This is a genomic window from Leptospirales bacterium (genome assembly GCA_019694655.1).
In the GTDB taxonomy this organism is placed as follows: Bacteria; Spirochaetota; Leptospiria; order Leptospirales; family Leptonemataceae; genus SSF53.
In genome coordinates this window covers 242,384-268,902 of sequence record JAIBBN010000004.1, presented here as the reverse complement: position 1 = coordinate 268,902, position 26,519 = coordinate 242,384, and the positions used below count along the sequence as shown (strand labels likewise).

Annotated in this window: 26 protein-coding genes; 9 read left to right on the top strand and 17 right to left on the bottom strand. The window is 59.1% G+C overall.

Annotated elements, in window-relative coordinates:
• Positions 1 to 17: 17 nt before the first annotated feature.
• The 7 genes from atpF to K1X75_08935 form a co-directional block, all read right to left on the bottom strand.
• The gene (gene atpF / locus K1X75_08965) at positions 18 to 545 is read right to left on the bottom strand and encodes a F0F1 ATP synthase subunit B (GenBank protein ID MBX7058185.1); all 528 of its coding nucleotides are present in this window, start codon (positions 543 to 545) and stop codon (positions 18 to 20) included.
• 32 nt (positions 546 to 577) lie between these two features.
• A complete protein-coding gene (locus K1X75_08960) occupies positions 578 to 865 on the bottom strand; it encodes an ATP synthase F0 subunit C (GenBank protein MBX7058184.1) in 288 nt (95 codons plus the stop codon).
• 64 nt (positions 866 to 929) lie between these two features.
• Positions 930 to 1,994 carry a F0F1 ATP synthase subunit A gene (atpB, locus tag K1X75_08955; protein ID MBX7058183.1) on the bottom strand — a complete coding sequence of 355 codons (1,065 nt, stop codon included), beginning with the start codon at positions 1,992 to 1,994 and terminating at the stop codon, positions 930 to 932.
• Positions 1,995 to 2,029: 35 nt separating this feature from the next.
• Positions 2,030 to 2,407, bottom strand: a complete 378-nt coding sequence (locus K1X75_08950; GenBank protein MBX7058182.1) for a hypothetical protein — start codon at positions 2,405 to 2,407, stop codon at positions 2,030 to 2,032.
• A 26-nt stretch (positions 2,408 to 2,433) separates the two neighbouring features.
• The gene (locus K1X75_08945) at positions 2,434 to 2,826 is read right to left on the bottom strand and encodes an AtpZ/AtpI family protein (GenBank protein MBX7058181.1); all 393 of its coding nucleotides are present in this window, start codon (positions 2,824 to 2,826) and stop codon (positions 2,434 to 2,436) included.
• A 9-nt stretch (positions 2,827 to 2,835) separates the two neighbouring features.
• Positions 2,836 to 3,975, bottom strand: a complete 1,140-nt coding sequence (lepB, locus tag K1X75_08940) for a signal peptidase I (GenBank protein ID MBX7058180.1) — start codon at positions 3,973 to 3,975, stop codon at positions 2,836 to 2,838.
• Positions 3,976 to 4,039: 64 nt separating this feature from the next.
• Positions 4,040 to 6,625 carry a hypothetical protein gene (locus K1X75_08935; GenBank protein ID MBX7058179.1) on the bottom strand — a complete coding sequence of 862 codons (2,586 nt, stop codon included), beginning with the start codon at positions 6,623 to 6,625 and terminating at the stop codon, positions 4,040 to 4,042.
• A 159-nt stretch (positions 6,626 to 6,784) separates the two neighbouring features.
• Between K1X75_08935 and K1X75_08930 the strand changes: the two genes are divergently transcribed.
• Positions 6,785 to 7,549 (top strand): hypothetical protein, encoded by a 765-nt coding sequence (locus K1X75_08930; protein MBX7058178.1) that lies wholly within the window; start codon positions 6,785 to 6,787, stop codon positions 7,547 to 7,549.
• 16 nt (positions 7,550 to 7,565) lie between these two features.
• Positions 7,566 to 8,924, top strand: a complete 1,359-nt coding sequence (locus tag K1X75_08925; GenBank protein ID MBX7058177.1) for an N-acetylmuramoyl-L-alanine amidase — start codon at positions 7,566 to 7,568, stop codon at positions 8,922 to 8,924.
• A 35-nt stretch (positions 8,925 to 8,959) separates the two neighbouring features.
• Here the strand turns inward: K1X75_08925 and K1X75_08920 are convergent, their stop codons facing one another.
• Together K1X75_08920 and K1X75_08915 are read right to left on the bottom strand one after the other, a co-directional pair.
• Positions 8,960 to 9,433 (bottom strand): cyclic nucleotide-binding domain-containing protein, encoded by a 474-nt coding sequence (locus K1X75_08920; protein ID MBX7058176.1) that lies wholly within the window; start codon positions 9,431 to 9,433, stop codon positions 8,960 to 8,962.
• An 85-nt stretch (positions 9,434 to 9,518) separates the two neighbouring features.
• Positions 9,519 to 10,262, bottom strand: a complete 744-nt coding sequence (locus K1X75_08915) for a transglycosylase domain-containing protein (protein ID MBX7058175.1) — start codon at positions 10,260 to 10,262, stop codon at positions 9,519 to 9,521.
• A 78-nt stretch (positions 10,263 to 10,340) separates the two neighbouring features.
• On the opposite strand from K1X75_08915, the gene K1X75_08910 reads away from it, so the two are divergent.
• Both K1X75_08910 and K1X75_08905 read left to right on the top strand, forming a co-directional pair.
• The gene (locus K1X75_08910; GenBank protein ID MBX7058174.1) at positions 10,341 to 11,195 is read left to right on the top strand and encodes a hypothetical protein; all 855 of its coding nucleotides are present in this window, start codon (positions 10,341 to 10,343) and stop codon (positions 11,193 to 11,195) included.
• Positions 11,196 to 11,267: 72 nt separating this feature from the next.
• Entirely contained in the window at positions 11,268 to 13,337 is a 2,070-nt protein-coding gene (locus K1X75_08905) for a bifunctional (p)ppGpp synthetase/guanosine-3',5'-bis(diphosphate) 3'-pyrophosphohydrolase (GenBank protein MBX7058173.1), read from the top strand.
• Positions 13,338 to 13,340: 3 nt separating this feature from the next.
• Here the strand turns inward: K1X75_08905 and K1X75_08900 are convergent, their stop codons facing one another.
• Positions 13,341 to 13,757 carry a glutaredoxin gene (locus K1X75_08900; GenBank protein MBX7058172.1) on the bottom strand — a complete coding sequence of 139 codons (417 nt, stop codon included), beginning with the start codon at positions 13,755 to 13,757 and terminating at the stop codon, positions 13,341 to 13,343.
• A gap of 34 nt (positions 13,758 to 13,791) precedes the next feature.
• Here K1X75_08900 and K1X75_08895 point away from each other — a divergent pair, with 34 nt between their 5' ends.
• The 3 genes from K1X75_08895 to K1X75_08885 are packed head-to-tail and all read left to right on the top strand — an operon-like array spanning position 13,792 to position 15,328.
• Positions 13,792 to 14,343, top strand: a complete 552-nt coding sequence (locus tag K1X75_08895; protein MBX7058171.1) for an FMN-binding protein — start codon at positions 13,792 to 13,794, stop codon at positions 14,341 to 14,343.
• A complete protein-coding gene (locus K1X75_08890) occupies positions 14,340 to 14,837 on the top strand; it encodes a hypothetical protein (GenBank protein ID MBX7058170.1) in 498 nt (165 codons plus the stop codon). Before K1X75_08895 ends, K1X75_08890 begins: the two co-directional genes overlap by 4 nt.
• Positions 14,804 to 15,328 (top strand): hypothetical protein, encoded by a 525-nt coding sequence (locus K1X75_08885; GenBank protein ID MBX7058169.1) that lies wholly within the window; start codon positions 14,804 to 14,806, stop codon positions 15,326 to 15,328. The genes K1X75_08890 and K1X75_08885 overlap by 34 nt, the downstream gene beginning before the upstream one ends.
• Here K1X75_08885 and K1X75_08880 read toward each other — a convergent pair.
• From K1X75_08880 to aroA, 3 genes are all read right to left on the bottom strand, one after another.
• Positions 15,318 to 16,949 (bottom strand): hypothetical protein, encoded by a 1,632-nt coding sequence (locus tag K1X75_08880; GenBank protein ID MBX7058168.1) that lies wholly within the window; start codon positions 16,947 to 16,949, stop codon positions 15,318 to 15,320. The two genes, K1X75_08885 and K1X75_08880, sit on opposite strands and share 11 nt — an antisense overlap.
• Positions 16,950 to 17,060: 111 nt before the next feature.
• Positions 17,061 to 18,815, bottom strand: coding sequence for a FapA family protein (locus K1X75_08875; GenBank protein MBX7058167.1), 1,755 nt, complete (start codon positions 18,813 to 18,815; stop codon positions 17,061 to 17,063).
• Positions 18,802 to 20,115 carry a 3-phosphoshikimate 1-carboxyvinyltransferase gene (gene aroA, locus K1X75_08870; GenBank protein MBX7058166.1) on the bottom strand — a complete coding sequence of 438 codons (1,314 nt, stop codon included), beginning with the start codon at positions 20,113 to 20,115 and terminating at the stop codon, positions 18,802 to 18,804. Before aroA ends, K1X75_08875 begins: the two co-directional genes overlap by 14 nt.
• Before the next feature lie 104 nt (positions 20,116 to 20,219).
• On the opposite strand from aroA, the gene K1X75_08865 reads away from it, so the two are divergent.
• Positions 20,220 to 20,636, top strand: a complete 417-nt coding sequence (locus K1X75_08865; GenBank protein MBX7058165.1) for a phosphoribosyl-AMP cyclohydrolase — start codon at positions 20,220 to 20,222, stop codon at positions 20,634 to 20,636.
• A 26-nt stretch (positions 20,637 to 20,662) separates the two neighbouring features.
• On the opposite strand, the gene hemB is transcribed toward K1X75_08865, so the two are convergent.
• From hemB to K1X75_08850, 3 genes are all read right to left on the bottom strand, one after another.
• Positions 20,663 to 21,646 (bottom strand): porphobilinogen synthase, encoded by a 984-nt coding sequence (hemB, locus tag K1X75_08860; protein ID MBX7058164.1) that lies wholly within the window; start codon positions 21,644 to 21,646, stop codon positions 20,663 to 20,665.
• Positions 21,647 to 21,650: 4 nt separating this feature from the next.
• Positions 21,651 to 22,559, bottom strand: coding sequence for a protease HtpX (gene htpX, locus K1X75_08855; protein MBX7058163.1), 909 nt, complete (start codon positions 22,557 to 22,559; stop codon positions 21,651 to 21,653).
• A gap of 179 nt (positions 22,560 to 22,738) precedes the next feature.
• Positions 22,739 to 24,703 carry an acetoacetate--CoA ligase gene (locus K1X75_08850; GenBank protein MBX7058162.1) on the bottom strand — a complete coding sequence of 655 codons (1,965 nt, stop codon included), beginning with the start codon at positions 24,701 to 24,703 and terminating at the stop codon, positions 22,739 to 22,741.
• Between the two features lie 116 nt (positions 24,704 to 24,819).
• Between K1X75_08850 and K1X75_08845 the strand changes: the two genes are divergently transcribed.
• On the top strand, positions 24,820 to 25,491 hold the full coding sequence (locus tag K1X75_08845) for a hypothetical protein (GenBank protein ID MBX7058161.1): 672 nt from the start codon (positions 24,820 to 24,822) through the stop codon (positions 25,489 to 25,491).
• On the opposite strand, the gene K1X75_08840 is transcribed toward K1X75_08845, so the two are convergent.
• Positions 25,478 to 26,437, bottom strand: a complete 960-nt coding sequence (locus K1X75_08840) for a bile acid:sodium symporter family protein (protein MBX7058160.1) — start codon at positions 26,435 to 26,437, stop codon at positions 25,478 to 25,480. The two genes, K1X75_08845 and K1X75_08840, sit on opposite strands and share 14 nt — an antisense overlap.
• Between the last annotated feature and the right edge of the window lie 82 nt (positions 26,438 to 26,519).

The window sequence follows — 26,519 nt, the reverse complement described above, 5'->3', positions numbered from 1 at the left end:
GCTCTGGAAGTTTCCGCTCAGTTCAGCGCCTTGATGCGCGCCACAGACTCTTTGACCAACTTGTCATGGTCTGGCGCCTGCACCGTGCGCTCCAGAATTTGAGCAGCGACTTCCATAGAGAGAGTAGCTACAGTCTGGTGGATCGATTCCAGCGCTGCGTCGCGAGCCAGCTGAACTTCCCGCAACGCGCGCGATTTTACGTCTTCAGCATCTTTGCGCGCTTCACTGAGAATCTGCTGTTTCACGTGCTCCGCATCCTTGCGCGCCTCGGCCAGGATTTCCTGACCTTCAGCGCGAAGGCCGTTGAGCTTCTCCATATACTCCTGCAACTTAGACTCGGCGTCAACCCGCAGCTGTTCAGCCCGATCAATATCGGAATGAATCCGGCGAGCGCGCTCATCGAGAGCCGAGGCGATGGGTGACCAGGCGAACTTCCAGAGAATCAGAAGCACCAGTCCGAAGATCAGGAATGTCCAGATCACCAAACCGGGATTTACGTCGAGCAGAGCGATTCCGCCCTCTCCTGCCAGAAATTCAAGCGTCATGATCCACCGCCTTGCTGGAGTGTGTTACGCGATCAGCGCGGCTGTTCGATCGTCTGCGCCGGCGCTTGCGGAGCATACTTCTCAAGCAGCGCTTTGTCGAAGTTCAGTCCAGCCAGCAGGACAATTACCAGTGCAAACAGACCGGCGCCTTCGATCAGAGCGGCCGAGATAATCATAGCCGTCTGGATCTTGCCGGATGCTTCTGGCTGGCGGCTGATGCCTTCTACTGCGCCGCCGCCAATGCGACCGATGCCCAGACCAATACCCAGAAGGACCAGTCCAGCGCCCAGACCAATTCCAATAATACCAAGAGAGATCATTTACTCCTCCAGTCACTTGTCTTAGAATTCATTTTAAGACCACAAACCATCGTTCGCCGCTGAATCAGTGGCGATGCATTACTCCGCCAATGAAAAGCGATGTTAGAATTGCAAATATGAAAGCCTGCAAGAAGGCCACAAAGACCTCAAGCATGTAAATCGCGACCGAACCGGCCACCGAAGCCAGGGTAATACCGGCGGCGCCCATGGCGCTGCCAACCCCGGAAAACCATAACATCTTGACCTGAAATATAAAGCCGATCAGCGCCAGCAGCAGAACGTGACCGCCGGTCATGTTGGCCAGAAGACGCACCGTGAGTGCAAAGGAACGCGCAATAGGGCTGACGATAAATTCCAGCGGCCACATGATGAAGTAGAGCGGCAGCGGAACGCCATTAGGTACGACAGTCCAGAGAAACTTAAAGCCCTGGTAGCGAAAACCGGTAACCCAGGTCATCACCATTGTAATCAGGGCCATCGACATGGTGACGGCTATGTCGCCCGTCACAGTGATGCCCGGCCAGATGGCGATCAGCGGCGACTCCGTTGCGCCTGCTACGTGCTCGTGGTGGGGATGGCCGCTCAGGGCGCCAACGATGTTGACTGCTGCCTCTCCGATCGGCGGGAAAAGTCCGAAGAGGTTGCAAACCAGCAAGAAGAAAAAGAGCGTGAGCAAATAGGGTTCAAATCCGCGCGAATGATCGTGCATCCCCTCTTCGGCAACATCACTGCGCATCCAGAGGAACATGCTTTCAATCATGTTACCCCAGCGACTGCTGACGCGGTAGGGGTTGCGCGCGATTTTGCGCGCAGCGTAGATCAGAGACACGCACAGGATCAACGCGGCCACCAACATCATCGCCACACGGCGCGTGATGTGCAATGGCAAGCCCTCGCTGTACTTGAAGAGCCCCTGCTCGTCGCGAAACTCATAGGTGCGGACAAATTTCACGTCCTCATAGGCGGCATCGCCTGGACGGATTTTCGAGCAGGCGCGCGTTCCAAAATCGCAGATCTGCAGCGGAAAAATCACCGAGTCGTTCAGGTGATGATTCAGTTTGGCCTGAAAATCGAATTCACCGCCCTCGGCCTGCAAAGCCGCAGGGGCGATGAGCAGTGCAGCAAGCAAGATGAAGGACCTGACAAGTCGAAGGTGCATCCGTTTCAAGCATCCCCGGAAGGTTCCGGGCCGGCGCCATGAATTGGCGCCGCAAACATCGTGACAACCGTAAAAAGCATCGCGGCCAGAGCGACAGCGACAAAAGCCAGCGCTGCTTGCGGCGCAGCATCCTGCGATTCAATTTTCCAGGCCAGCGCTATGCTGAGGGCAAGGGCCAGCAAGCGAATCAAGGTCGAACTCAGCACAATTGCTGTAATCGCTTCCGGCCGCAGACGGAGGGCCGCCTCGATTGCCAGCTGTGGCGCAAAATAAGCCAGCGACGCCGGAATTGCTCCCATCCAGAATGCCGGCGGGGCCTCGTAACGCTGAAAATAGAGTCGCAGGCCAAGGATCGTCGCGAAGGCCAGCGGACCAGGACTCAATCGCAGCAGACTCTTGAATAGACTGTTCAGTCCTCGGCTCCCGATTTATCTCCGCGTTCCTGCGTTTTGCGCAGTTTCCTCTGCATTTCTTCGATGCCGGATTGCAGCTGCCGCTCTGTTTGCTGCAGACGTGCATCCAGCTGATCGAGTCGCTGCCGATCGCTGACCAGCGGCGCCGCGCCGGCTTCTTCTCGCTCCTGTTCTTCCAGCACCCTTTGAATAGCTGATGCCCGTCGAATCACATGCCAGAGACCCGCGCCAAATCCAATAAAGACGCCGACGATCAATAGCCAGGGTTGCCAGCCAAGCCAGCGGTCGCCAAAAAAACCCAGGAGGCCAAACATGCCCAGGGCGCCCAGGAATTCAAAACCCAGGCCGGCGTACGAATATGCGGTAACCTTTGGCCCGGATGCGGCCATGATAACGCCTCAATGCAAGAGATGACCGATGCGCGACCAGCGAACACTCATGCGTGGAATCCGATAGCGCAAGGTGTACCAGATCCAGCGACCCAGGAACCGCGGCAATATCTCGCCGTACTCGCGCCCAACTTCCGGAGCGCACCAGCGCGCCTGAGCCTCAGGCGGGAACTCCGGCAGAGCGAAGCCAGGCAATCGGTACTCGCGACAGATCTGATCATACCAATTTGCACTGAAGTAGATGATGATCGCTTTGCCAAAGATGCGATCTCGACTGACCCAGCCCCAGACCCTTGAATCCTGAGAATCGTCGCGATTGTCGCCCATCGCCAGGTAGCTGCCGGAAGGCACTATGCATCCGGCGCTTTCAATTTCCTGGCAGAAGGCGCCGCCGCCGGTCCCCGGTGCATTGTCTGATTCGGCAAAGAAGTGGGTTATGCCGCCGACCGTTTCCTGAAAGATTGAGCGCGGGCCGGAGGGATCGAGACGCACAGTATCGCGCATGTCAGGATGCAGGATATTGGCGTCGTCGGCGTCGCTGGTCATCTCGCGGGAGAGTTCCGCGCTGAGCTGCACCGGACCGTAGTTGCGCCAGGGCCCTGCGTCTTGCTCGCGATATTCTACAACTGCAACCACCGGCTGAGGCTCTCGTCCGGGATCGCCCGGCGCACAGGAATACTCGCGCTCCGCCGCAGGCAACGAGGCCATTTCCGGCTTCCAGCCCTCCGGTCCTGTGGAACTGCCTGCCAGATACTCGCTCAACTGGCAGGCTTTGATATTGCGAATACGAATCCGATCTCCGGGCAAAGCCATGACCCGTTTGACATAGTTCTTGTCCGTGTATTGATCAATCGGCGGCAGAAAGGTAATGATGTCTCCGCGCGATGGATCATCAATGTGGGCGATTTCGGTTTCAACGAAGGGGATACGCAGCGAATAGCGCATACGATTGACAAAAAGATAGTCGCCGACCTTTAGCGTCGGAATCATCGAGCCGGTTGGAATGTTGTTGGCATCCATGATGAAATCTTTGAAAGCCAGCACACATAAGAGCAACACGGCAAGCGCCCCGATCGAACCAAAGTACTGATAGGCAGACTCGCCAGCGGAGCTGCGCGAGGGAGCGGACGGCGGCTCTCTTGGTGGCATGGTGGCCAAACGCTGCCAGAGCAGGCATCGGGCAATCCAGAATCTTTGGCCGCTCCCTTGAAAGTCAGGGCAACGCCGGCAGAATCAGGGTCAGCGTACTCTCAGCCGCGGATTGCTGGTAGCTGGACAGGGGCTCGTCGCTGCTCAAGATTGCTTCAATCAGAGCTCGATCGCCGGAACTGCCGCCGATCTCCAGCAGCGCCGCCCCCTGCTCGGCAAAGGGACGCGCAAATGCCCGGTCGAGGGCCGCTTCTCCAGAACGCCGGCGGTATATGACCAGGTCAAGATCGGTCGAGGCAAAGAATCGATCGAGATCCCAGAGACGCAGGCGTTCTCGGCCACAAAGAAAACGTCGCAGGTAAACCGGACGTTCCTGTCCATCGCTGCCCAAACGTTCATCAAGGAGTTCCGGCCAGATCCAGGTAGCAGCGGGGGCGGCAAGCGCACCGCTGAAGCTTGCCTCGAAGCCCGGTTGGGGAATCGCGTTGAGCCCGGTTGTCGCGGGGCAAGCATCGGAACGGTAGCGATTCTGACTGCGAAGCTTCCAGGCGCTTCCCGGCGTTGCGCGGTAGAAACGAACCAGCGCCGGACCCTGAGCTCCGGCCAGGGCGCTGCGCCAATCGATGTTGAATTCCGGATTGTACTGAGCATAAATCGGACGTCCGGAGGGAACAGCCCGCCGCAGTCCGCCAAGCATCTCCGCCCCAAGCTGACAGCCTTCGGTGCGACCGGGCATGCAGGCGCTACTCAACTGCACTGCCTCTTCCGATTTCAAGAACTGAACATCGATCTCGCCGCCGCGCGCCGCTCCGCGCACCAGGAATACATATTGCCCTCCGGCCACTGGAAAGCTGAACACATAGACGCCATTTCTCAAGAAGTTGCGAGGCCCGAGAACCGGTCGTTCCGGTCCGATGGCGCCGCGGCGGGCGGCAGCCAGGGCGCCGGCGCTCAACCGAAAGCGCCTTGCATCGACATAAGCAAAGCGCCCTTCTTCTGCCGTCCAGAGCACAGAAGACTGAAAGCCGCGAATCCCGCCTGGATTTTTTCCGGGTTCGAAGAAGGCTTCGCGACGACGGCTATGATCGAGCAATAAATTGAGCGCATCCCAGCGAGCGCCGCGCACCGTCATGTTGCGGACAGCTTCACGCAAAAAGTAGTCCGGCGCGGACTCCACCGGGGACCAGTCGCGGATGGCATAGATCGCTTCGTTGTAAGGGCGACGCTCCAGCAGCGCATTGATTTCCTGAATCAGGGAGCTATTGTTGCTGCGCGGGGCCAGCGCATTGCGCGAGGCCAGCAGCCCGAGCAGACGCGAGTACTCCGCGCCATGATCGGCGCGGTTGGTCGGAAGGATGCCGCGGGCCTTAATGAAGTTGATTACGGACTTGTAGGGTCGACCGCATTTCAGGTGCGCCCAACCATCCAGAATGGTTGCGTGGTATTCCAGTACCGGCCAGCTATTTTCCTGAGCAACATAGCTGATGTCTTCCGCTATCTTCTGGGCTAACTCCGGGTTCTCGCGCAGCAGAATCTGCGCCAACCGCAAGCGGGCGAAGTAGCGGGCCGGTTCGCCATGGAAATCGCCGGACATCTCTTTGAGCAGTTCCAGCCCTTCGGCCGCCTTCTTTACATCCCCGGCAAGATAGAGCAGCATAGCGCTGCGCAGCCGCAGCCCCTCTGCTGAATACCGAAATCCAGTCCAGTAGTCCGACTGGGCGGCCAGTCGCGAGGAGGCAAGGCGTGCTGGGCCGGCCTGCGCTACCAGATTCAGCGCCTCGCGGTAGCGCCCGGCAAGAGTCAGCCAATCGAGCCAGGCTGCCATCGCTTCCGGCCCCGGTTGTTCATTGAGTCGCCGCGAGTAGCGCAACGCCGAATCAAAATCGCCGGCGCCGGCCAGATACAGCGGGATGCGCGAACGCAAATGATCGACGACAACCCCGCTTTCGTTGTGCGTCATCCGTTCGGCAAGCAGCGCCGCTTCCAGCGGCAGTCCGATATGAAACAGTCGATCGGGCAATGGCGCTGCCACATCATCGAAGAAAGGCGGTCGCAGAGCCTCCCGCGCCAGGTAGGGTTGACCCAGTTGCAAGAGAGAACGGAGCGACGCGCTATCCGGACCGGCGGCTTCAATCTTCTCGCTGGCCAGAAGCAGGCGGGCCAGACGACAGGACGCAGCCTGCTCGGCAAAAGAGCAAATGGAAGTAAAGCTGACAGCGCCTACCGTCGCGCCGCTGCGCTGCTTTTCCAGAGCCAGATGATATTCAACCAGAGCGCGCGTCACCGGACCGGGCAGCGCGGCGCGCAGGCGAATCAAGCGACTCTGCCGCTCTGCCGGATCGGAAGTCTGAAAGTAGATGGCAGCAATTCCGTTTGCAGCCCGTAGAAACTCGTCGCTTTCCGTACTCCATACGCTCAGCCAATTGCGACGTTCGCTTGGCGAGAGGAGTGTGGCGCCGTACTCAATCAGGTGGGGTATCAGCAGGCGCTTTTCCGGAAGCGACATCCCGCGCCAGTCGTCGGCATGGAGGTCGGCAAGCGCCAGGGTGCGCCCCGGAAAACTGACGCGCAGCTCTATGGCTCGCGCCGGCGACAGAGCTGTCAGCAAGAGCGCTGCAGCTGTCCAGATTAGAATTCTCCGCCTGACCATCGTTTCGAACCGTTTGCCGCCCTTCCTTCTTATGTCGATCGCTTCCGCTTAAGAGTGCAGAAGAAACGAATCGAGCTTGCGGCAGGGGGCGGGTTTTTCGTTTGACAGATTGCTGAAAAAACAGCCCGATCAGGCCGCTTTCCCCGGAGCTCTTCTAATATGACGATTCACAGTCGGATTTCCCTATTCCTGCTTGGCCTGGCCTTTGCCGCAGGCCTGGCGCCGCTTGGCGCTCAGAACGTGGAACCAGGCGCTTCAGACTCAGCGCCAGCCAATCTCCAGGCGGAAGGCGGCAATGCCCTTGATCGCCACCTGGCCTCGCAGGAAGTGGAGATTCTCCAGCGGCTCAATCTTACAGATATCCGGCGACTGGCGGTGCTGGTTGCCAACTTCGGCACGCAGGTTCAGGGAACCGCCGAAGATCTGACCAAAATCAAGGAACTCTACCGCGAAGCCCAGGAAGCCTTTTATACCCGCCGCTATTTGCTTTCTCGCAGCAAGCACCGTGAAGCGCATGAACTGGCTCGGGCTGCGTATGGCAAATTCGCCGATCGTTTTCAACGGCAGCTTTCCGAAATCATCACGCAACTCTCCAGCCAGATCGTCGATCAGGAGATGACCTTTGGAACGGAACCTGGACAAGTCGCCAACTACCAGGACGGCCGTCGCATTCGGCAGGGCGCCTTCAAATTGCAGCTGGCCTACCAGCAGTCGGCTAACGCGCGGCAGATGCTCAATGAGCAACGGCCGGACCTGGCCGTAGATCATCTGCGGCTGGCAAAGCGCTTTGCAATTTCGGCGCTGTCCCAGCTTCAAAATGATCCCGCCAAACAGCGCGAAGTCGCCGATCGCTATCATGTAGATCTCCTGGACGCCGAAGGACTGTCTGGCAATCAAGGCCAGCAGGGGGGGGCTTCGTCCTGACGGGGCCGCTTGGCCGGTGACTGGCAGACTGCTCTTTGCATTTCTTCTAATCGTATCTTGTGCCGCGCTTTCGCCGCTGGGCAGCGAAAACGGCATACCGGTTTATCGGGTAGTTGTTGATCCGGGTCATGGCGGGGCCAATGGCCGCGGTAACGACGACAAGTGGGATCCGGTAACCCGCCAGTACCTCAGTCCCTTCCTGTACGGCGCCGGATATCGCGGTTACCGCGAACATGTAATCGTTCTGGATCTGGGAAAGCGTGTACAGCGCTACCTGGACCTGACGCAGACGGAGTCTGGCTGGCGCGAATTCCAGTCAATCCTGCAACGCTTCTCCAGGCAGAGTCGATTCCAGCGTGTGATCTTTGAAACTTCAATGTCGCGCACGGATAACTTTGCAACGCACCGCTATCGCAGCGGCGAAGACCGCAACGCGCCCTTTCGACTTTATGACTTTCCGGATGCCGATGGCCGCATCCAACCCGGCCGCATTTCCTTCATTAACAGTCGCCAGCCAGAGCTGGTGCTATCGCTGCACATGAATCCAGCCGGACCCAACCATCCGGGCGGCATGGCTGCAGTACTTACGCCAGGCTATGCCACCTTTGACATGCTGCGCGCCATTCATCTGGGACAACGTCCGCTTGCAGACTTCAAGCAGAGCCCTTGGTACGGGACGTGGCTGGTTACTGATCCGGGATGGAGTCAGTGGGAAGCGGCGCGCGCCGACACCTGGGTCTATTTCAATGGCTACCGCACGTTGCGCGATGGATCGCGCATCGACTCGCGCAAGAATCGCGGTTTGCGACAGAACATGGTCCAATGGCGCTATGCCCAACCGCCGGGCTGGGAAAAACTGTACGAGCCCAATCAACCTGGCCCCTATGCCCATTCCTTTGCCGATTTTCGGCCGACTGGCGTTTTCTGGGAACGAGAGCAGGCGCAAGCCGAAGCGTGGAGACGCGAGGGAGGAGTCATGGGTTTTGGCGGCGACAACTACCTGGCCTCCGATGAGTTGATGCGCTTTGTTCAGTTTGCAGTACGCGCACAATTGCCGCCGGCCAGACGCGCCCGGGCCATGGGACGATTGGCGCCTCCTTACGTGAGCGCTTACAGTATGCCCGAATTGATCAATGCAATCAATGCCTACCTGGAAATTGGCTATATTGACGTACGACGGGACCGCGATCTACTGATGGGCAAACGCGAGGAGGTGGCGCGGGCGCTGGCTGCCGGAGTCTACTCGCTGTTCGTTGGTCTGGAAATCGATCGCGCCGCTGCAGCCAGTCCCTACTATCCGCGCGGTCAGGCGCTCGATTTTCAGCGTTACCGCGAATTGCCCGGGGGCAATTACTTCCAATCGGTAGTCGATTGAGCTTCAGCCAGCGGTCCGCCCCTTTCTGCGCTTAATCAGTGATGTCGGTCGTGTAGCGCCTGATATTGTTCGCGAGCAAACATCAGGTCGCTGGTGACAGCCCGCAGACGCGTGGAGAGATAGTGCGCTACAGAGCGGTAAAAACTGGAGGCAATCGCCGGCTCATGTTCCAGCAACTTGCGCAGTCTTTCGTAGCTCAGCACAAATAGAGCGCCGGGCTCCGCCGCTCGCACCGTAAAAGTATGCGGCTGTCCGTCCAGAAAAGGCAATTCGCCAAAATGGGCCCCGCTCCCCAGAATTCCGTAGTCGCGGTCTTCGTCTTTGCCCACCAGGCGCATGGTACCCAGCGCCACGAAATAGATCGCCTGTGGTTCCTCGCCCTGATAGAAAATGGTCTGGCCGGAACTGACGCTCTTTTCCTCTATCAGGCGAGCGATGCGGTCGACCTCCTGCGGACTCATGTCCTTAAACAGATAGATCTTTTGTAACAGGCTCGTGACCTTTTCCATAGCCATACTAGCCGCGCGAGGACCGGCGGCGCCCGCAACCAGAAATTGCTTTCACCAGACTCTGAGCCAGCAGTCGGCGGCGGTCCTATTCGACGCGAAAGGGTTCGCCCTCCCCGCGAAGGCGACCACGATCGCGCTTTTCCAGAAAACTAAGGATACGACGCTTTCGCCGCAAGGTTGCAAGATCGCGGCAGTTCCTGCTGTCCGCGCATAGCGCCGGCGAGGGAAGTCCGGCTACCAGCATCGCGCATTGCTCGCGATCCAGGCGGCTGGCCGGCCGACCAAAGCGGCGTTGCGCCGCAGATTCCAGTCCAGATTCGGCGCCGCCCCAGTAGACTCGATTCAAATACAACTCCAGGATTTCCCGTTTGCTGAAGCTCGCTTCCATGGCCTGCGCCATACGAGCTTCGCGCACCTTGCGCCAGAGCGTCCGCTCTCGACTGAGGAATAGGCTGCGCGCCAGTTGCTGGGTGATGGTCGAAGCGCCTCGCAACCGACCGCCAGCCAGCGCTCGTCGCAGCGACCGCGACAATTCACGAAGACTCAAGCCGCGATGTTCGTAGAATTGCTGGTCCTCCTGGAAAAGCAATCCAACCAGGCAGGCCTCGGGCAATCGATCGATCGACGCCAATGCTGTTGGCGGCGGCGCGCTGCTGCGTAGCGCATCAAACTCGCGAAGCAGCAGTCGACCATCGGCAGATAGCAGCGCCGGACGGCTGCCGTTGAAGCCGGCTCTGGCCTCAAGAATGGCAACTGCAAGCGTCTGGAAGGCATAGACGCATGCCGGAAATAAGAGAATCCAGATCAGCGTCAGCCAGGCCTGTCGCACAGGGCAGTAGCGGCTGCCTTGCTTCGCGCTGCCAGATTTTTCTGGCAATCCAGGAGGCGGCGGGCCGCTTGGCGGCAGATGAAATGGATCCATGGCGATCAGCTGAAGGCCATCACCGACCATAGCTATGCTTATCCGGGGAAAGATGACTGCGGTCTCCAACTCCTGCTGCAGCGCGGGGAGTCCGTCTATCTGTTGCGCAAGAGTGCAGATCCGTCCGCTGCTGCGCTGCTGCTGGAGATTGACGACCTGGCTTCGGATCGCTCGCTGAAGATCTTGATGCGCCTCTTTCCGCTGCATAAAGGCCAACTGGCGCGCTGGCTTGGGCAATTTGCCGAGGCCAGTCCACAGGCAGCTTTGAACGCCCTCGGGCAATCCTTGAACTACAAGAATCTGGAGGAATGGCAGGGCTGGGCAAAACTGGCCGAGGATTGTTTGCAGCTGGCAGTCGACTTTGATCCGCCCTTCCCGATCTTGCGCCTCTGGGAGCGACTTCCAGAGCTCGAAAGAAATCGTTGGAGCAATCTTTTTCGAAAGCGGTCCATACGTCGCAATCTGGTGCGCGATCTGATGCTGGATCTGGTCGAACTGGACGAAGCCAGGCGCCAGGAAGCCTGGCAAAGCGCCGAAGCTGAGGATCGCGGCTTTAGTGGCAAAAGCCAGAGTTTTCCGGCGGAGTTGATTCGTGATACCGTTCGCAGCCTGCGCAGACCGGCCTACAGCGCCTTGAAGAGCGAGGTCTATCGGCTCAAGCGGGCCCTCGGCCTGCCGCGCGGCGTTCAGCTGGAAATCCCGGAGGATCTGGAGGATCTGCGCCTCGAATTGCGCATTGAATTTGAAAGCGTCGCCGAACTATCGGGACGACTTGCCGCGGCAAATCGCAACAAATTTCTAGATGGTCTGAGCGCGCTGCTGCTGCGCCTTCGGGAATGACGCAGAAACCGCGATCCTGACGTCACATATTTTTGACTTGCCCCCGACCCGCCCCGGCCCCCTCCTTCTGCTATGATTGCTACGGACGCATCGGCGTTCAAGATACTCAAATCATACCGCGATTTGATCCGTCTCGTGCGCAAAAACGTACGCAATCCAGATCTTCATCAAATTCGCCAGGCCTTTCGCTTTGCCAACCGCGCACATCGCGATCAAAAGCGCCTTTCTGGCGAGCCCTACATCATCCATCCCTTAGCCGTAAGCGCCTTGCTGGCTGAACAGAGCCTCGATTCAGCCAGCATTGCCGCCGGACTTCTGCATGATGTCGTCGAAGATACAAAATTCAGCGCTGATTCGATCCAGCGTCGCTTCGGCGACGAAGTCAACGCGTTGGTCAAAGCGGTCACCAAGATCTCGCTGGTGAAGAACAAGAGCGTACGGGAGGACAATCCGCGCCTCTATTCGCGACTGAAGGAGCGCGAAGCCGCGGAAAACATTCGGATGATGCTGCTGGCCACGGCCCAGGACGTCCGCGTCATTCTGATCAAACTGGCAGACAAGCTGCACAATATGCGAACGCTGCAATTCCAGAAGGCGGAAAAGGTGCAACGCATTGCCCGCGAAGTCCTGGATATCTATGCGCCGATTGCCGGCAGGCTGGGCATGTTTCGTATGAAATCGGAACTGGAGGACCTTGCCTTTTCGCGGTTGAATCCGGATGAATTCAGCGCTATCGAAGCGACGCTGGCGCAATCGCGGCACGATCGCGAAGAATTCATCAATACAATCAAGAAGGTCCTGTTTCAGCGCCTGCAGGAGATTCATATCTCGGCGCGCATTGAAGGTCGAGCCAAGCATACCTTCTCCATCCATCAGAAAATGATTCAGCAGGAGAAACGGCTCAGCGAAATCTACGATCTGCGCGGCATTCGCATCATCGTCAATGAAATGCGCGATTGCTACGGCGCGCTGGGCATCGTCCATACGCTCTGGCCGCCGATCCAGGGCCGATTCAAAGACTACATTGCAATGCCCAAGAACAACGGCTACCAGAGTCTGCATACTACGGTGGTGGGACCGGACGGCAAGCCCCTGGAGATTCAAATCCGGACCCAGGAAATGAACGAAGTCGCGGACTACGGCGTTGCTGCGCACTGGATCTACAAAAGCGGCGGCGCCGCTACCATGGACTTAACGCGCATCAAATGGCTCAAGCGGCTGAAGCGATTGATGGAAGGCGGCGACGATTCCAGCGAATTTATCGAGGACCTGCGCCAGGAGCTACACCCCGATGAGGTATACGTTTTTACGCCAAAGGGGGATGTTATTGATTTGCCGGTTGGCTCCACTGTTCTCGATCTCGCCTTTCGCATTCACACTGAAATCGGCCTGAGCTGCAGGGGCGCGCGCGTCAATGATCGCATTGTCCCCCTGCGTCACGAATTGAAAAGCGGAGACCGTGTAGAAATCTTAACCGATAAGAGCGCACAACCTTCTCCCAGCTGGCTGCGCTACATCAAGTCGCCGAGGGCCCGGCAGAAATTGCGCTCCTACTTTCGGCGCATCCAGGAAGAAGAGCAGCCAGCGCCAGCGCGCGACGACGTGCAGCAGACTCCGCCGCGGAAACGCGGGCGGCTGGAGGATCTGGAGGAAATCCGCATTCGCCGCGCCAAGACCGACGACCCGAAGTTGGTGCCCATTGAGGTAGCGGGCGCTACCGATATTCCGGTGCGCTATGCCGGCTGCTGCCGACCGGTGCCAGGCGACCGCATCATTGGTTTTGTTACTCGCGGCCGAGGCGTTACCGTACACCGCGTTGATTGTCCGCACCTTACCCGCAGCGAGCGCAATCGCATCATTTCTGTCAAATGGGAAGGTCTCACTGAGAAATATCCGGTGCCAATTGAAATCCGCGCTCGCGACCGGCAGGGACTGTATCTCGATCTGGTGGGCGGAATCACTCGAACCTACACCAACATACTAAAGGCCGAAGCGGATATTCCGCGCAACGGCGAGGACACGATGCACGCTCGTTTTCTGGTGGAGGTGGAGCACATTGACCATCTGCGGGAAATTTTCGAGTCGCTGCAGGGCGTTCCGGGGGTGATTCACGTTACGCGCATTGACGGCGACACGCTCTGAGTCTCATCGACTGTTTGGATTGGCATTGTAGTCGGGATCAAAGTCATCTTCTTCCGCCTGCTCCGCTGTGGCCGGCCTGGGCGCCGGCTTCAGAAGCGCCTCCACCGCCGACCATTCCGGACCGATCAGCACCGCGCCATTGACGCGCATGACCGGCAGATGGAAGCTCTCTACGGTCGGGTCGGTCTGGCGAACCAGCTGCCACATCTCTCTGCGCCGACTTTCACTCTCGTCGATGTCAAAGAATCGGTAGGCCAACGCGCTCTGCTCAAGATTACGCACCATTTCCTGACAGAAACCGCAGCCATGGCGTCCGTAAACATCAATCTGGTTATCGCGGCTGAATCGGGCCGCTGCGCTCTGACAGGATGCCAGCGCCACAAACAGGCAAAGCGCTGCCGCAACTTGTTTCATTTCCATTTGACCTCTCCCCTGCCGCCGGCAGCCTGGATGCGTGCCCCGACGTCGCCTGGTTGCCGCGCTGGCTGTAACTATGCCTGCATTGATGGCAGGAGCGGTTACGGCTCGCGTCTACCTGCTGCCAGAGCGCGCTCTGGAACAAGTCTTTCCTGGAAGCGAAGTGCAACGCCAGAGCATTTATCTCAGTGAGGCAGAACAGTCTCAGCTGGCAATGCAGGGCGGCGGCGATGCCGGCCGTTTTTTCACGGCATACCTGGCCCGGCGCCAGGGTCGGCTCGAAGGCATCGCCTTCTTTGATACACACCGCGTCCGAACCAAAGAACAGACGCTTTGCATCGCCGTCGCGCCGGGCGGCCGAATCCTGCAGGTCCGCATCATCTCGTTCTTTGAACCAACGGATTTTTTGCCGCCGCAACGCTGGCTCGATCTCTTTCGCAACAGAACGCGCGCCGACTCGCTACAGCCAGGCTCAGATTTGCCAGCCATCACCGGCGCAACGATGACCAGCACGGCCAGCGCGCGCGCTGTCCGTCGCGCCCTATGGCTTTATGATCTGCTGCGCAGCCGCGGGATAGATGGCCTGTGAAGTTTCTGGCCACAGGGAAGCTGCAGGGAGCGGAGGGTCCGCGGCTGCTGCTCAGCTTCGCTCTGCTCTTTGCGCTTTGTTTTCTGGGCGCTCACGCGCTGCGCGAAGCCTCCTACTGGAGCTTTTCCCCGGAGCGCGTCGCCTCCGAGCTGGCCGCGCCGGATGGGCAGCCTCGCAACTTTTCTTCGCCGGAAAGCAGCGCCGCCCTGCAAGACCTGCACATTGATCTATTCTTATTTTCTTTTCTATTCCTGCTGATTGCCTCGACTTTACAGGCGCTGCCGCTGCCCGCGGCCTGGAAGCGTACGCTGATTTGCGCCGCCGCGCTAACGCCGCTGCTTTATCAATGCTTTCGATACCTGATGCACCTCTACGCCAATCTGGCCTGGGCAGCGTTGGCCACAGCGCCGGCGCTATACCTGTGCTACCTGGCATCCATTGCAACGCTGCTGGCCGTACTGTGGCGCAGATCGGACGGGAAGGCGGCGAAGTGAACGAGCAATCTGGCCAGCGCAGTATTGTAGCCGTTTTCTTGCTCTATTTTCTAATTCAGCTGGTCAGCGCAGCGGCGCTTTACGGCCTGCGCCAGGGCTATACGCCCGCGACAACCTATGCCTACTATGCAGGTTCGGAGGCGGCGATGCTACGCTATCCCGGAACTCCAGATCGCTATCTGCAGGCAAAGACCTACGACGGCATTCTCAAACTCGGTCTGGCACATGTTTTTGTCTATGGTCTTACGGCCTTTGTTCTGGGCCACCTGCTGCGCAGCAGCTGCCAGGGTCCGCCCTTCTTGGTCGACGCATGGCTTGGCGTCTACTATGCGCTATGCGCAATCGAACTTGCGGCGCCTTTTCTGACCAGAGCGCTGGACCTGCCTGGCAGCTTTCGTCTTGCTTCGGTTCTACTTTACCTTGGAAGCTCGCTTTTTACCGCCGGATGGCTCGCCATCCGGCTTACAATCGCCCGGCCTATTAGAAGATAAAACCGACGGCTACATTGATCTGATCGACCTTGTTGTTGGAAGGACGGCGCCCCTCAATATCGCGATGCAGCCTGGTTGCGGATTCATGTTGTTCATACTCCGCTTTGATAACTACATTCGGATGGGGATACCAGGCCAGGCCCATGGTCACAATCGATTGGTCGTTGACGCGATCGGCCAAACCCTGAACGCCGTAGGCCTCGGTCTCGGCGGCGCGGCTCTGGATAATGCCGCGGGCCCGGTTCAACGCCGCGCTGCGCGTATTGCCCGGACAGCTTCCGCCAAGTGCAGTCGCACACAGGAGATCAAGCTGGTCCTCCTCTCCGCCCGGATAGCGCTGCACAGTTTGCCATTGCGTATTGAGTCGCTCGTAGCGGAGGTAGGGATAAAGTTTCTGCTCTGAAGCGAACAGGCTCAGCACGTTGAAGCCGATCTCCCCGTAGGCGCCCCAGACGCGCTTGCCAATATTTTTGTTCGTTGCATTGTTCACTGCACGTACGCCGTCCTCATTGAGCCATCCCTCTGTGTAAAGGGCCCGGCCGCGCCACGGCCCGCGGTCCAATTCCAGGTGGCCTTCGGCCATCTGGACGCGCAAACGTGCGTCTTTGCGCAAATTGCCTTTGATCTGATTGGCCACAGCAAGCAGTCCGGTGGAATCATTCAGCCCTGCCAGCGGATCATAGAGATTGCTTTTCCAATCTACAGCGGCAAGTTCTCCCTGGTCGGCTTCGCCCGAGTAATACGCCGCACCCAGACTGAAGCCTTCGGCCAGGTGCAAATCCAGCTGTCCTACCCAGGCAAAATCTTCGGCGCGCGCCTGCGATCCCTTGCTGCGTCCGCTGCGAATCCACGTGCTGTCGCTGAACTTCGAACCGCGCGGCCCGTTGACAATACCGGCGCGGTAGTACAGCAAATCTCCAAGATTGCCATGCAGTAAGAGCCCGATCTCGCGCCAGGTAGAAGGGATCAAGTCCGTCTCTGTGCGAGTGCGCTCTACGGGCAGAAATGTGGTTGGTTCATGACGATAGTTATATATTCCGAAGGGAACCAGATTGAGCCCGGCCTGCAATTGCAAGGCATCGGCAAAATGCAAATCAAGGTAGGCAAACTCCACTGCGACCTCTGAAGCGGCAATCGATTCGCTCTCGCTGGAAGTTACCAGGCCGCTTGAATCCGTCGATACTTCAGTCACAACTGTTTCTTCTTCGAAGCCGGCGTGCTCGTACTCCAGCTCGCTATTGAGCACAATCCAGTCATTGAAGCGATAGCCGGCATACAGAATGAAACGATGCAGATCGGTCTGGTCGCTGCGGTAGTTGGAGCGGTAGTTGCGGTATTTCACCTCGCCATAGCCGCCCCACGAAAGTCCTTCGCCGCTGGTGTAGGCGCTGGAGGCAGCCGGTCCCAGTCCGCCGACGCTTTCGTAGCTGTGCGTCGCTCGCGAAAGGCGCAACTTTTCCAGCTCCTCTTCCAGGATTCCAATGCGCTCCTCGGCTGAAGGCTGTGACGCGGGCGGAGCAGTCGGCTGCGTCTGGGCAGCCAGGGTCGTATGCAGAATCAGGGGCAGTAGCAGGGAGAGTCCCTGGCTAAGTTGCAGCAGTCGGCGGCGGATGTGAGCCATATTCAGTATTGTTCCTTTGTCCCTGGAACGCTTGGTCCAGGGAAGAGTCCGCAACCGACTCAGGCGGGGCTCAAATCCTGGCAACAATTTTTTTGAGACTGCGTCTCGATATCATGAGCCAAAATCACGTCGCCGCAGTATGATTCGGCCGTCCATCAACAGGAAGCGGCCGCCGCCGCTGATCCCGCCGCCCTCCAGACGATAACGACGGATGCCGGCGCCAAAGTCGACTTCCACGCCGGGAAAGATGGCCTGCTCGGCGCTGACCTCAGCTTCCGGCGCCGGAGTCGTCGCGGCGTAGAGTTTCTTGCGCTGGTCTTCAAGGTTGCGCACTGCGGATTGATACTTCGCTACAATGCGTTCCAGTTTGTCGCGAGTTGCCTCTTCTTCCTTCGCGGCGGGACGGCCGCGTCGCAGCGATTCGTTCAGCTGGGCGAGGTGACCCTCAGCGCGTCGCAGCGTATTTTCGGCCTCGGACAATTCAGCAAGCAGGGTCTGGATGCGCGCCATTTCTTCCGGCGTAACGCCAACGGTAATCTGGGTCAGGGCTTCCGAGCGCGCGCCGAGCTTGCTGGCGCGGACGCGTGCGCCCGCAAGAAGTACGCCGCCGATGATTTCGCCGCGGCCGCCAAGGACGATGATATCCTTACCGGCGCTGATTCGCGAATTGATCGCGGCTTCCTCGATATAAACGCTGCCATTGGCTGAGATATTGCCGTCCTGGACAAAGCGAGCGTAAACGTTTGCGCCGGAATGTATCATTCCGGCGTTGCGACAGAAGGCGCCGCCGGCCAAACTGATATCGCCTCCAGCCTGCAATCGCACATTGCCAATTGTTTTCTCGATGGCAATATCGCCGCTGGCTGTTACGGAAAAGCCGTCGAGGACAGTTCCCTGAATGCGTACCGTACCGGGGTAATCAATGTTACCCACACTGTAGTCGACATCGTTCAATTCGAGAATCGGCTCGACGGAGATGCGCGGGCAGAGTCCCTCGGGCTGTTCCACGCGCACATGTCCATCGATGCCTGCTGTCACCGTGCGCAGGGCGCTATCAAATGTTACATTGGCGCCCGCAATGATTTCCGGCGTAGCACTGGCCGGCGGCGGCAGCGACTCTCCGCGTACGTTGAAGCCGGCAGATCCCTCTTCTCCCGGCAGCAGTTCAGCAAGCAACTCGCCGCTGTGGCAGGTCTGAATTACATTCAGTTGGCGAAAGTCGACGCGACCCTCGCTCGATTCCGGCGCCGCGCGCGGATGGGGATTGAAACGATAATTCACTTTCGCCGGTCGGCCTGGCGCTGGATGGCTTCCGCGCGCCGCTTCCAGTCGCAAGCGTTCCGGACTTTGAAAGATCTCGCCCAGCGGCGCCGCCGGTCCGACGGGCGGCAAGCGTCTGGCGGAAGTATCTGCCGATTGCTGGAAAACCGCGCCGCTGGCCACACGTTGCAGCAGCGACTCATCAATACCGGCGACGACGCCGCTCTCGGCCAAGAGCGCCCGCAGTTCATCAGCGGCCGGCAGGCGACCGCCAAAGCGCGGCGGGGCTAATTCCAGCCAGGCGCGCATGGCGTCCTTGTCTACTTCCACAACAACGCTGGCATCGACAGACTGCGGCGGCCGCCAGGCGCCGACATCATGAGTCGCGCCGTCGGCCTGCGCTACGATCTCTTCAATCGCCGGACGGTCGGCGTATTCAATCTTGAACAGATCCAGGCGCGCAAAAACATCCTGACTGCGCACGGCCTTGCCGCGTGCGCCGGGGGCAAAGACCGACAGCAGCGCGCGTCCGTTGCGCTCCTCCACCAGAAAGCGGCCGTTTTCGCTTTCTTCAATATCGCGCAAGAAATCGCTATGCGATCGCATTGGCGCTCCTCCGCGCCAGCGGCAGAAAATCATCAAAGAAGCGGCGGTAGGTCTTGGCGACGCAACCTGGATCCCGAATGTAAAGATCGACGCCGGCCGCCGCCAGTGCAAAGGCCATGGCCATGCGATGATCCCTGTAGGTTTCGATATGCGCCGAACGCCATTGCTTCGGCGGCAGAATATAGAGCGCGTCAGGAAATTCTTCTACGATGCCGCCAAGCTTGCCAAGCTCCGCGGCAAGGCCGCGGATGCGCTCCGACTCTTTGACGCGCAGGTTGGCGATATTGCGGATGCGCGTCTGGCCAGTACAGAAAAGCGCCAGTACGGCCAGAGTCATTGCCGCGTCCGGCATGGCGTTCATGTCCACATCAAGGGCCCGCAGCGCAGCGCCGGCCGGCGGTCCGCTGCATTGCAGATAGTCATCGCCGCTCTCAATGGTCGCGCCCATTTGCTGCAGCAACTGCAAGAAACCGATGTCGCCCTGCCGCGATTCTTTACCGAGGCCGCGCACACGCACCGGGCCCGAGCCAGGCAGCGCGCCCGCCGCCAGAAAGTAAGTAGCGGCGCTGGCGTCGCCTTCCACGAAATATTCGCCGCGCGCCTGATAGACTTGCGGCGCCTGGATGCGGAAGCGGCGATATCCCTCGCGCTCAACCAGCACGCCAAAGTCAGCCATCATCGCCAGACTCAGATCGATATAAGGTTTGCTGACCGGCTCCTCCGGCAGTTCGATTTCCAGCGGCGATTGGGCCAGCGGCGCGGCCATCAGCAGCGCCGATAAAAACTGACTGGAAACGGCCCCGGACAATTGCACTCTGCCGCCCGGGATGCCCCGGGCTTCCAGCGTCACCGGCGGACAGCCATCTGGACTGCTCTGAATGGCGATCCCCAATTTCTGCAGGGCATCAATCAAATCGCGCACCGGTCGGCGACGCATCTGTTCGTTGCCATCAATGCGAAAATGCCCGTGACTGGCGCACAGGATGGCAGTAAGCGGCCGCAATGCAGTGCCGGCGTTTTCCAGCTGCAGCTCTGCGCCAGCGGCCGGAAAGGCGCCGCCGACGCCATAGACTGTGCAACTGTCGGCAGCAGCCAGGTCGCGCTCCAGACGCACACCCAGTTGCGGCAGGGCGCGGCGCAGGACGTCAATATCCTCGGCATCGGGAAGATTGTGCAGCAGAGTTCGACCGGAACTCAAGGCCGACAGCAGCAGCGCGCGATTGGCAATGGACTTCGAACCAGGCGCAACACACTGCCCTTGAAACGAATCGATCTTCGGCAAGAACAGTTCCGACTTCACAGGAACAGCAGCGCCCTGCGCCCCGTCAGGCGAAACAAAAATCTTCGCCGACTGGCCTCGCAGAGAAACATTGACCGCCGGCTGGCGGAGTGCAGGCTGCCGATGTGGAACGTCGGGAACTGGAAGAGGGCCTCAAGCTACAGCTGGATTTTGACAAGCTGAAGAGCGTGGCCGCCGGCGAGGCTGTCCTGCCGGTTGTTGTCCAGCACGCTGATAGCGGCGAAGTACTGATTCTGGCCTACGTCAACCGAGAGGCCTTACAGCGTTCGCTCAGCGAATCACGCTGTGTATTTTACAGCACATCGCGCCAGCAACTCTGGATCAAGGGAGAAAGCTCCGGCGATCGCATGCAGCTGGTACAGGCGCTGGTTAACTGTGAGCAGAACTCGTTGCTTTTTCTGGTGCGACCGGCGGCGGGCGTCTGCCACACGCGCGACAGCGATGGACAAACGCGAGGCAGCTGTTATTATCGCAGCATCGAAGGCGAAGGTCCGTTGCTGCGCTGGCGGCGTGCAGAATGATTTGAATCGCCGGCGCCAGCCGGATCTCAGTACGGTTCTTCCCGCAACCAGGCCGCGGCTTCTGCGGCATGATAGGTAAGAATCATATCAGCGCCGGCGCGGCGCAAACACTGCAGGGTTTCCATCGCCGCTGCGCGATAGTTGAGCCAGCCGCGTTCGCCGGCGGCGCGCAGCATGGCGTATTCGCCGCTCACGTTGTAGGCGGCGATCGGCAGGTCGCTGCTCTCGGCAAGGGCCCGAATCACATCGAGATAAGGCAGGCCAGGTTTTACCATGAGAATGTCGGCGCCTTCGCTGGCATCAAGACGCGCCTCGCGCAACGCCTCGCGACGATTGGCGGGATCCATCTGGTAGGTCTTTTTGTCGCCGGAGCGGGGCGCGCTTTCCAGAGCATTGCGAAAAGGGCCATAGAAGGCGGAAGCATACTTAGCCGTATAGGCCAGAATGCCCGTTTCAGTGTAGCCCTGATTGTCGAGCGCCTTGCGAATGAAGGCGACGCGTCCGTCCATCATATCGGAGGGGCTGACAAAGTCGGCGCCAGCCTGCGCCTGGACTAAGGCCATCTCCGCCAGCAGCGGCAGCGTCTCATCATTCAAGATGCGGCCATCCGCAGACAGCAATCCATCGTGGCCATCGGAACTGTAAGGATCGAGGGCCACATCACTGAACAGGCACAATTGCGGGTATGCCTCTTTCAGGGCGCGAATGGCTCTCGGATAAAGTCCATCTACGCGCAGCGATTCGCTGCCGCGAGCGTCCTTGCGCTCCTCTTCGATGCGCGGAAAAAGCGCCGCCGCCGACACGCCAAGCTGCAAAAGCTTTTCGACATCAACCAGCAGCTGATCAATGCTCAACCGTTCCATGCCCGGCATGGACTCGATCGCCTGCCGCTGATTGCGACCATCGACCACGAACAGCGGCTGAATCAAATTGGCCGCAGAAACGCTTGATTCGCGCGTCAGGTTTCGCAGCGCTGCGCTGCGTCGATTGCGTCTGGGACGTTCCAGCATTCGATCACGGAATACTGGCGGCCTGCAGGGCGGCAATACGCTTTTCCAGCGGCGGATGGGTCGCAAACAGAGCGCGGAAACCTTCATTGCGTCCGAAAATCTGCATCGACGCAAAGCTTTCCGCTGGCTTCTGCGAGGGCAGCCGCATGTTCTGCTGCAGCGCCCGGAGCGCTGCAATCATCTTCTGCCGGCCGGCCAGCGAGGCGCCGCCGGCATCGGCCCGAAATTCACGGAAGCGCGAAAAGGCCGAGACCACCAGCATCCCGAGCAGACCGAGGACAAGTTCCATCAACATCAGGATTCCGTAGTAAGCAAAGCCGCCGCCAAACGATCGCCGATCGTCGTCCTGACCGCGACCGCTCAAGAAGGCGGTGGCAGCGGTGGCCAGAATGTGCGCCAGGAAGAATACAAAGGTATTGATGACGCCCTGCAGCAGAGTCATGGTCACCATGTCGCCATTAGAAATGTGCGCGATTTCGTGGGCCAGTACGCCATCCAATTCTGAATCATCCATGTGCTGCAGCAGAGCGCTGGAGACGGCTACCAGCGATCGATTGCGGGAGGGGCCGGTAGCAAAGGCGTTCATCTCGGCGCCATGCCAGACGCCGACTTCGGGCATTGTCTCCAGTCCGGCGGCGCGCGCCAGGCGGTGCACTCGCTCCACAAGCTGCCGTAATCGCGGCTCGCTGCTGCTGGGCGCAATCACCTGAACGCCCATCATCGTCTTTGCCATCCAGCGCGAGGCGGCCAGCGAAAAGAAAGCGCCGCCAAAGCCAACGATCGTCGCCATTACGAAAAGGCCGACGTAGTTTCCTGGCAGGTAGCGGCCCAGGCCGAGAGCTGCGGCCAAAAAGGTGATCGTGGATACGATCAAAACCACCGTCAGCGACATCAGGAATATTCTTCGCACCATTCAATCAAACCTCTGCTCAGATCATTTCCGTAAAACAAATATCGATGCCATCAATCTTCGGCGAGCGTAATTTGTCCAGGTACCGGACGAACCTTCGCCGAGCTTGCTGACCGATACAAGGTCCGGCCCCGGAGCGTAACAACGCAACAGGCCGGCCGCGGCGGCCAAAATTACGGCGCTCAAGCTTGCAATTCGGGACGATTTTGAAAGTGCAAGAGCGCCTGAGGATTGGCAAGGGCCTCCAGATTCGGGATGGGCAAACCCATCACCGCCCGACGTACGGCGATCTCAACCTTCTTCAGATTGCGGGTATAGGGAATCTCCGGCGTTTGCAGTATGATTGTCGGGACATGACGCGGGCTGAGCTCGGCTCGAATCTGGCGACGAATCCGATCCTCAAGTTGTGCATTCAACTCCAGACCATTGCGCAACTTTACAAACAGTACGACACGCACATCGTTTTGCCAATCCTGCCCGATGCAAACGCTGTCCTCGACCTCCGCCAGAGACTCCGCTACGCGATAGATATCGGCAGTACCGATGCGCACGCCGCCCGGATTCAATGTGGCGTCGCTGCGACCCGATACGCGCAGGCCGCCATGCGCTGTGATTTCTGCAAAGTCGCCATGGCGCCAAACCCCGGGATATACGTCGAAGTAAGCGCGGCGATAGAGCTCGCCATCCGGATCATTGATGAAATGGAGCGGCATCGAGGGGAAGGCGCGCGTACAGACCAGCTCCCCTTGCTGTTCGATCACGCTCTGGCCATTCTGGTCCCAGATCTCGACGCTCATGCCAAGGCCCAGACATTGCAACTCTCCGCGACGCACCGGCAGCATAGGATTGCCCAGAGCAAAGCAGCCATTTAGATCGGTTCCGCCAGATATTGAGGAAAGCTGTACATCCTGCTTGATGGAATGGTAGACAAAATCAAATCTCTCTGGCGGCAAGGGAGAGCCGGTGGAAAGCACACACTGCAGGTCATGCAGCCGAAATTCGCCGGCAACATTGGTTCCACTCTGTTCCAGCGCCGCCAGATAGCGCGCGCTGGTTCCGAAAATGCTCAGGCGATGCTGTTCGGCCAGGCGCCAGAGAATAGCGGGGTCTGGGTAAAAGGGATTCCCGTCAAATAGCAAGAGCGTGGCGCCGCTTGCCAGCGCGCTGACCAGCCAGTTCCACATCATCCAGCCGCAGGTTGTGTAATAGAAAATCCGCTGACCGGCGCGCAGATCGCAATGCAACTGATGCTCCTTCAGGTGGTTGAGCAGCACGCCCGCGCCCTGTACCATGCACTTGGGCAGACCGGTGGTGCCCGAAGAATACATGATATAGACTGGATGATCAAAGGGAAAGTCTGGAGTATCTTCGGCGGCGAGCGGCGAGTTTGCGCAGCACTGCTCGAAGTCGACGCTGCGAACTGAGGGCGATCCGCCAGAGTCGAGACCACATACAGAAACCAGGGCTACCGCCTGCAACGAAGGCAGCGCAGCAATGATCTCGGCACAGCGCTGTCGGATATCGATCTTCTGACCCTTAAAAAAATAGCCATCGCTGCAAACCAGGACGCGCGGCGAGGCCTGGCCAAAGCGATCGAGTACGCCCTGAACGCCAAAGTCCGGCGAGCAAGAGGTGAACACGGCGCCGATCATCGTCGCTCCAAGCATGGCAATGACCGTCTCGCTGCTGTTGGGCATCAAGGCCGCGACCACGTCGCCGGAACGGACGCCCTGCTGGCCAAGCCAGGCGGCAAAACCGCGCGCGGCGCGCGACAGCTCGGCAAAGCTCATCTGCCTGGCCGCCTGGTCCTCGATTACGGAAATCAATGCAATGGCGTCGTCGGAGCGGCTCAGCAAATTTTCGGCGAAATTGAGACGCGCGCCGGAAAACCAGCGCGCGCCTGGCATCCGCCCTGCATCGTCTACTACCTCGGTCCAGGGAACTCGAAGGCGCAGGCCGCAATTTGCCGCAACCAGCGCCCAGAATGGCCCTGGCTCTTCGGTCGACCAGCGATGCAGTTGCTCATAGTTCTCAAGCGGCCTGGCGCTTAGCCTTCGGGCCTCGTTCCAGAAGGCAGCCAATCGGGAGGCGCTGGCCCGCTCTGGCGATGGGTTCCAGAGGATGGACGCTTCCGACGCTGCCGCCATCGCTCCGCAATGGCGCGCCTTCGCTCGGCGACAAGCAAAATCAAGCTGTATGGCCGATGAGTCGACCGTCGCTCCGCGTCTTTGTAATTGACAGAGTTTCAGCAAGCGCCGCAGGCTTGACCGAAGGCAAGCGCATGGTAGATCCAACTCGCAAGCTGCTCACTCTGCGCTCCCTTGATGATTTTGTCCGCCAGCAGCTGACGGATATCTCTGAAGAGCTCGAGGGCAATCTAAAGATCGAAGGTCTGGCCCACGCCATGCACTTTGTGCTGATGGAGCTTGTAGGCAATGCTGTAAAGGCGAACCTCAAGCGCGTCTATTTTGCCCGACACAACTTCGACATGGATAACAGCGAAAGCTACGCCGCGGGCATAGCGTCCTTTATGGGCGACTACGGCAACACGGACGATCTCGAATACCAGCAGGCGCTCAATGAGCTCGATCTGCACGTGAATGTTGAAGTGGATGTAAGCCACGAACGGGCGTTGATCTACGTGCGCAACAATGCGCTGATACTCGCAGAGGAGGAGCGCCGCATCCGTCGGCAGTTGGCAGGGTCGATGAATATCAAGAACATCGTCGAGTTCAGTATGCACTATGGCGACGAGACGGAGGGGCGCGGGCTGGGGCTGGCTATGATCGTTCTTCTGATTCGCGATCTTGGATTCGATCCAGAGTATTTTCGCGTCTTTTCCGACGGACAGCGTACCGTGGCGCGCATCGAATTTCCGTTGAGCAAGGACTACCGGCCGATTCGCAAACGCCTGGCAAAACTCAATCCGGCTTGAGGGCTGCTGTCGCCATTGAAGGCTGAAGCCGACGACTGCGCCAATTCCAGAAGGCGGCCAGCAGGCTGCCGATCAAACAATGTGTCATAGCCGAAATCGCGCCCGGTAAATCTGCTGCCACGCCGGGGAAATTGTTACGCGCCAGGTCCACGGCCAGACCGCTGTTTTGCATGCCAACTTCAATGGAAATAGTGCGCGCCTCCGTTTCGTTGGCCAATAGACGGCTGGCCAGATAACCAATACCAAAGCCTGTGCTGTGCAACAGGAAGACGGACAGCACTACCATCCAGCCGGCGTCGAGGATTACATCGCGGCGCGCGGCCAGTACCGCGCCGACGATCATCGCAATCGCGATCACCGCCAGCGGCGGCGCGACGGGCAAGAGCAGACGCGTGAAGCGTGGGAAATAGCGCCGCAGCAAAAGCCCCAGCACGACGGGGGCGACAATTACTTTGATCGTATCCAGCATCAGTTGCAATCGATCGACCGGCATATAGTCGCCGGCCAGAACGTAGGTCCAGAATGGCGTCAGCAACACGGCAAGCAGCGTCGACAGGGCTGTCATGCAAACGGATAGGCTCAGATTGCCGCGCGCCAGAAACGTTACCACATTCGACGCAGTTCCGCCCGGCGCTGCCGCCACCAGCGCCAGACCAACCACCATTGCCGGCTCAAGCGGGAGACAGCGGCTAAGAATGTAGCCAGCGGCCGGCATGATTGTGAACTGCAGCAATGCTCCCAGCAGGATGAGCGCTGGCCGCGACAATGCGCGTCGGAAATCCGCCAGACTCAAGGTCAAGCCCATGCCAAGCATGATTACGGCCAGACCAATGGAGATCATCGGGCCCTTGACCCAAGACAATGCTGGCGGATGGATCAGGCCAATGATCGCAGCCAGAATGGTCCAGAGCGGAAACCAGTATGTAAATCGCTGTAAGAGTTGCATCATGGCTGCTGGCAAGCCCCGTCTGTTACGCCTTGAATCATCGACTGACCAAACAGCTGCTTCATTGATCTGGCGCGCCCAT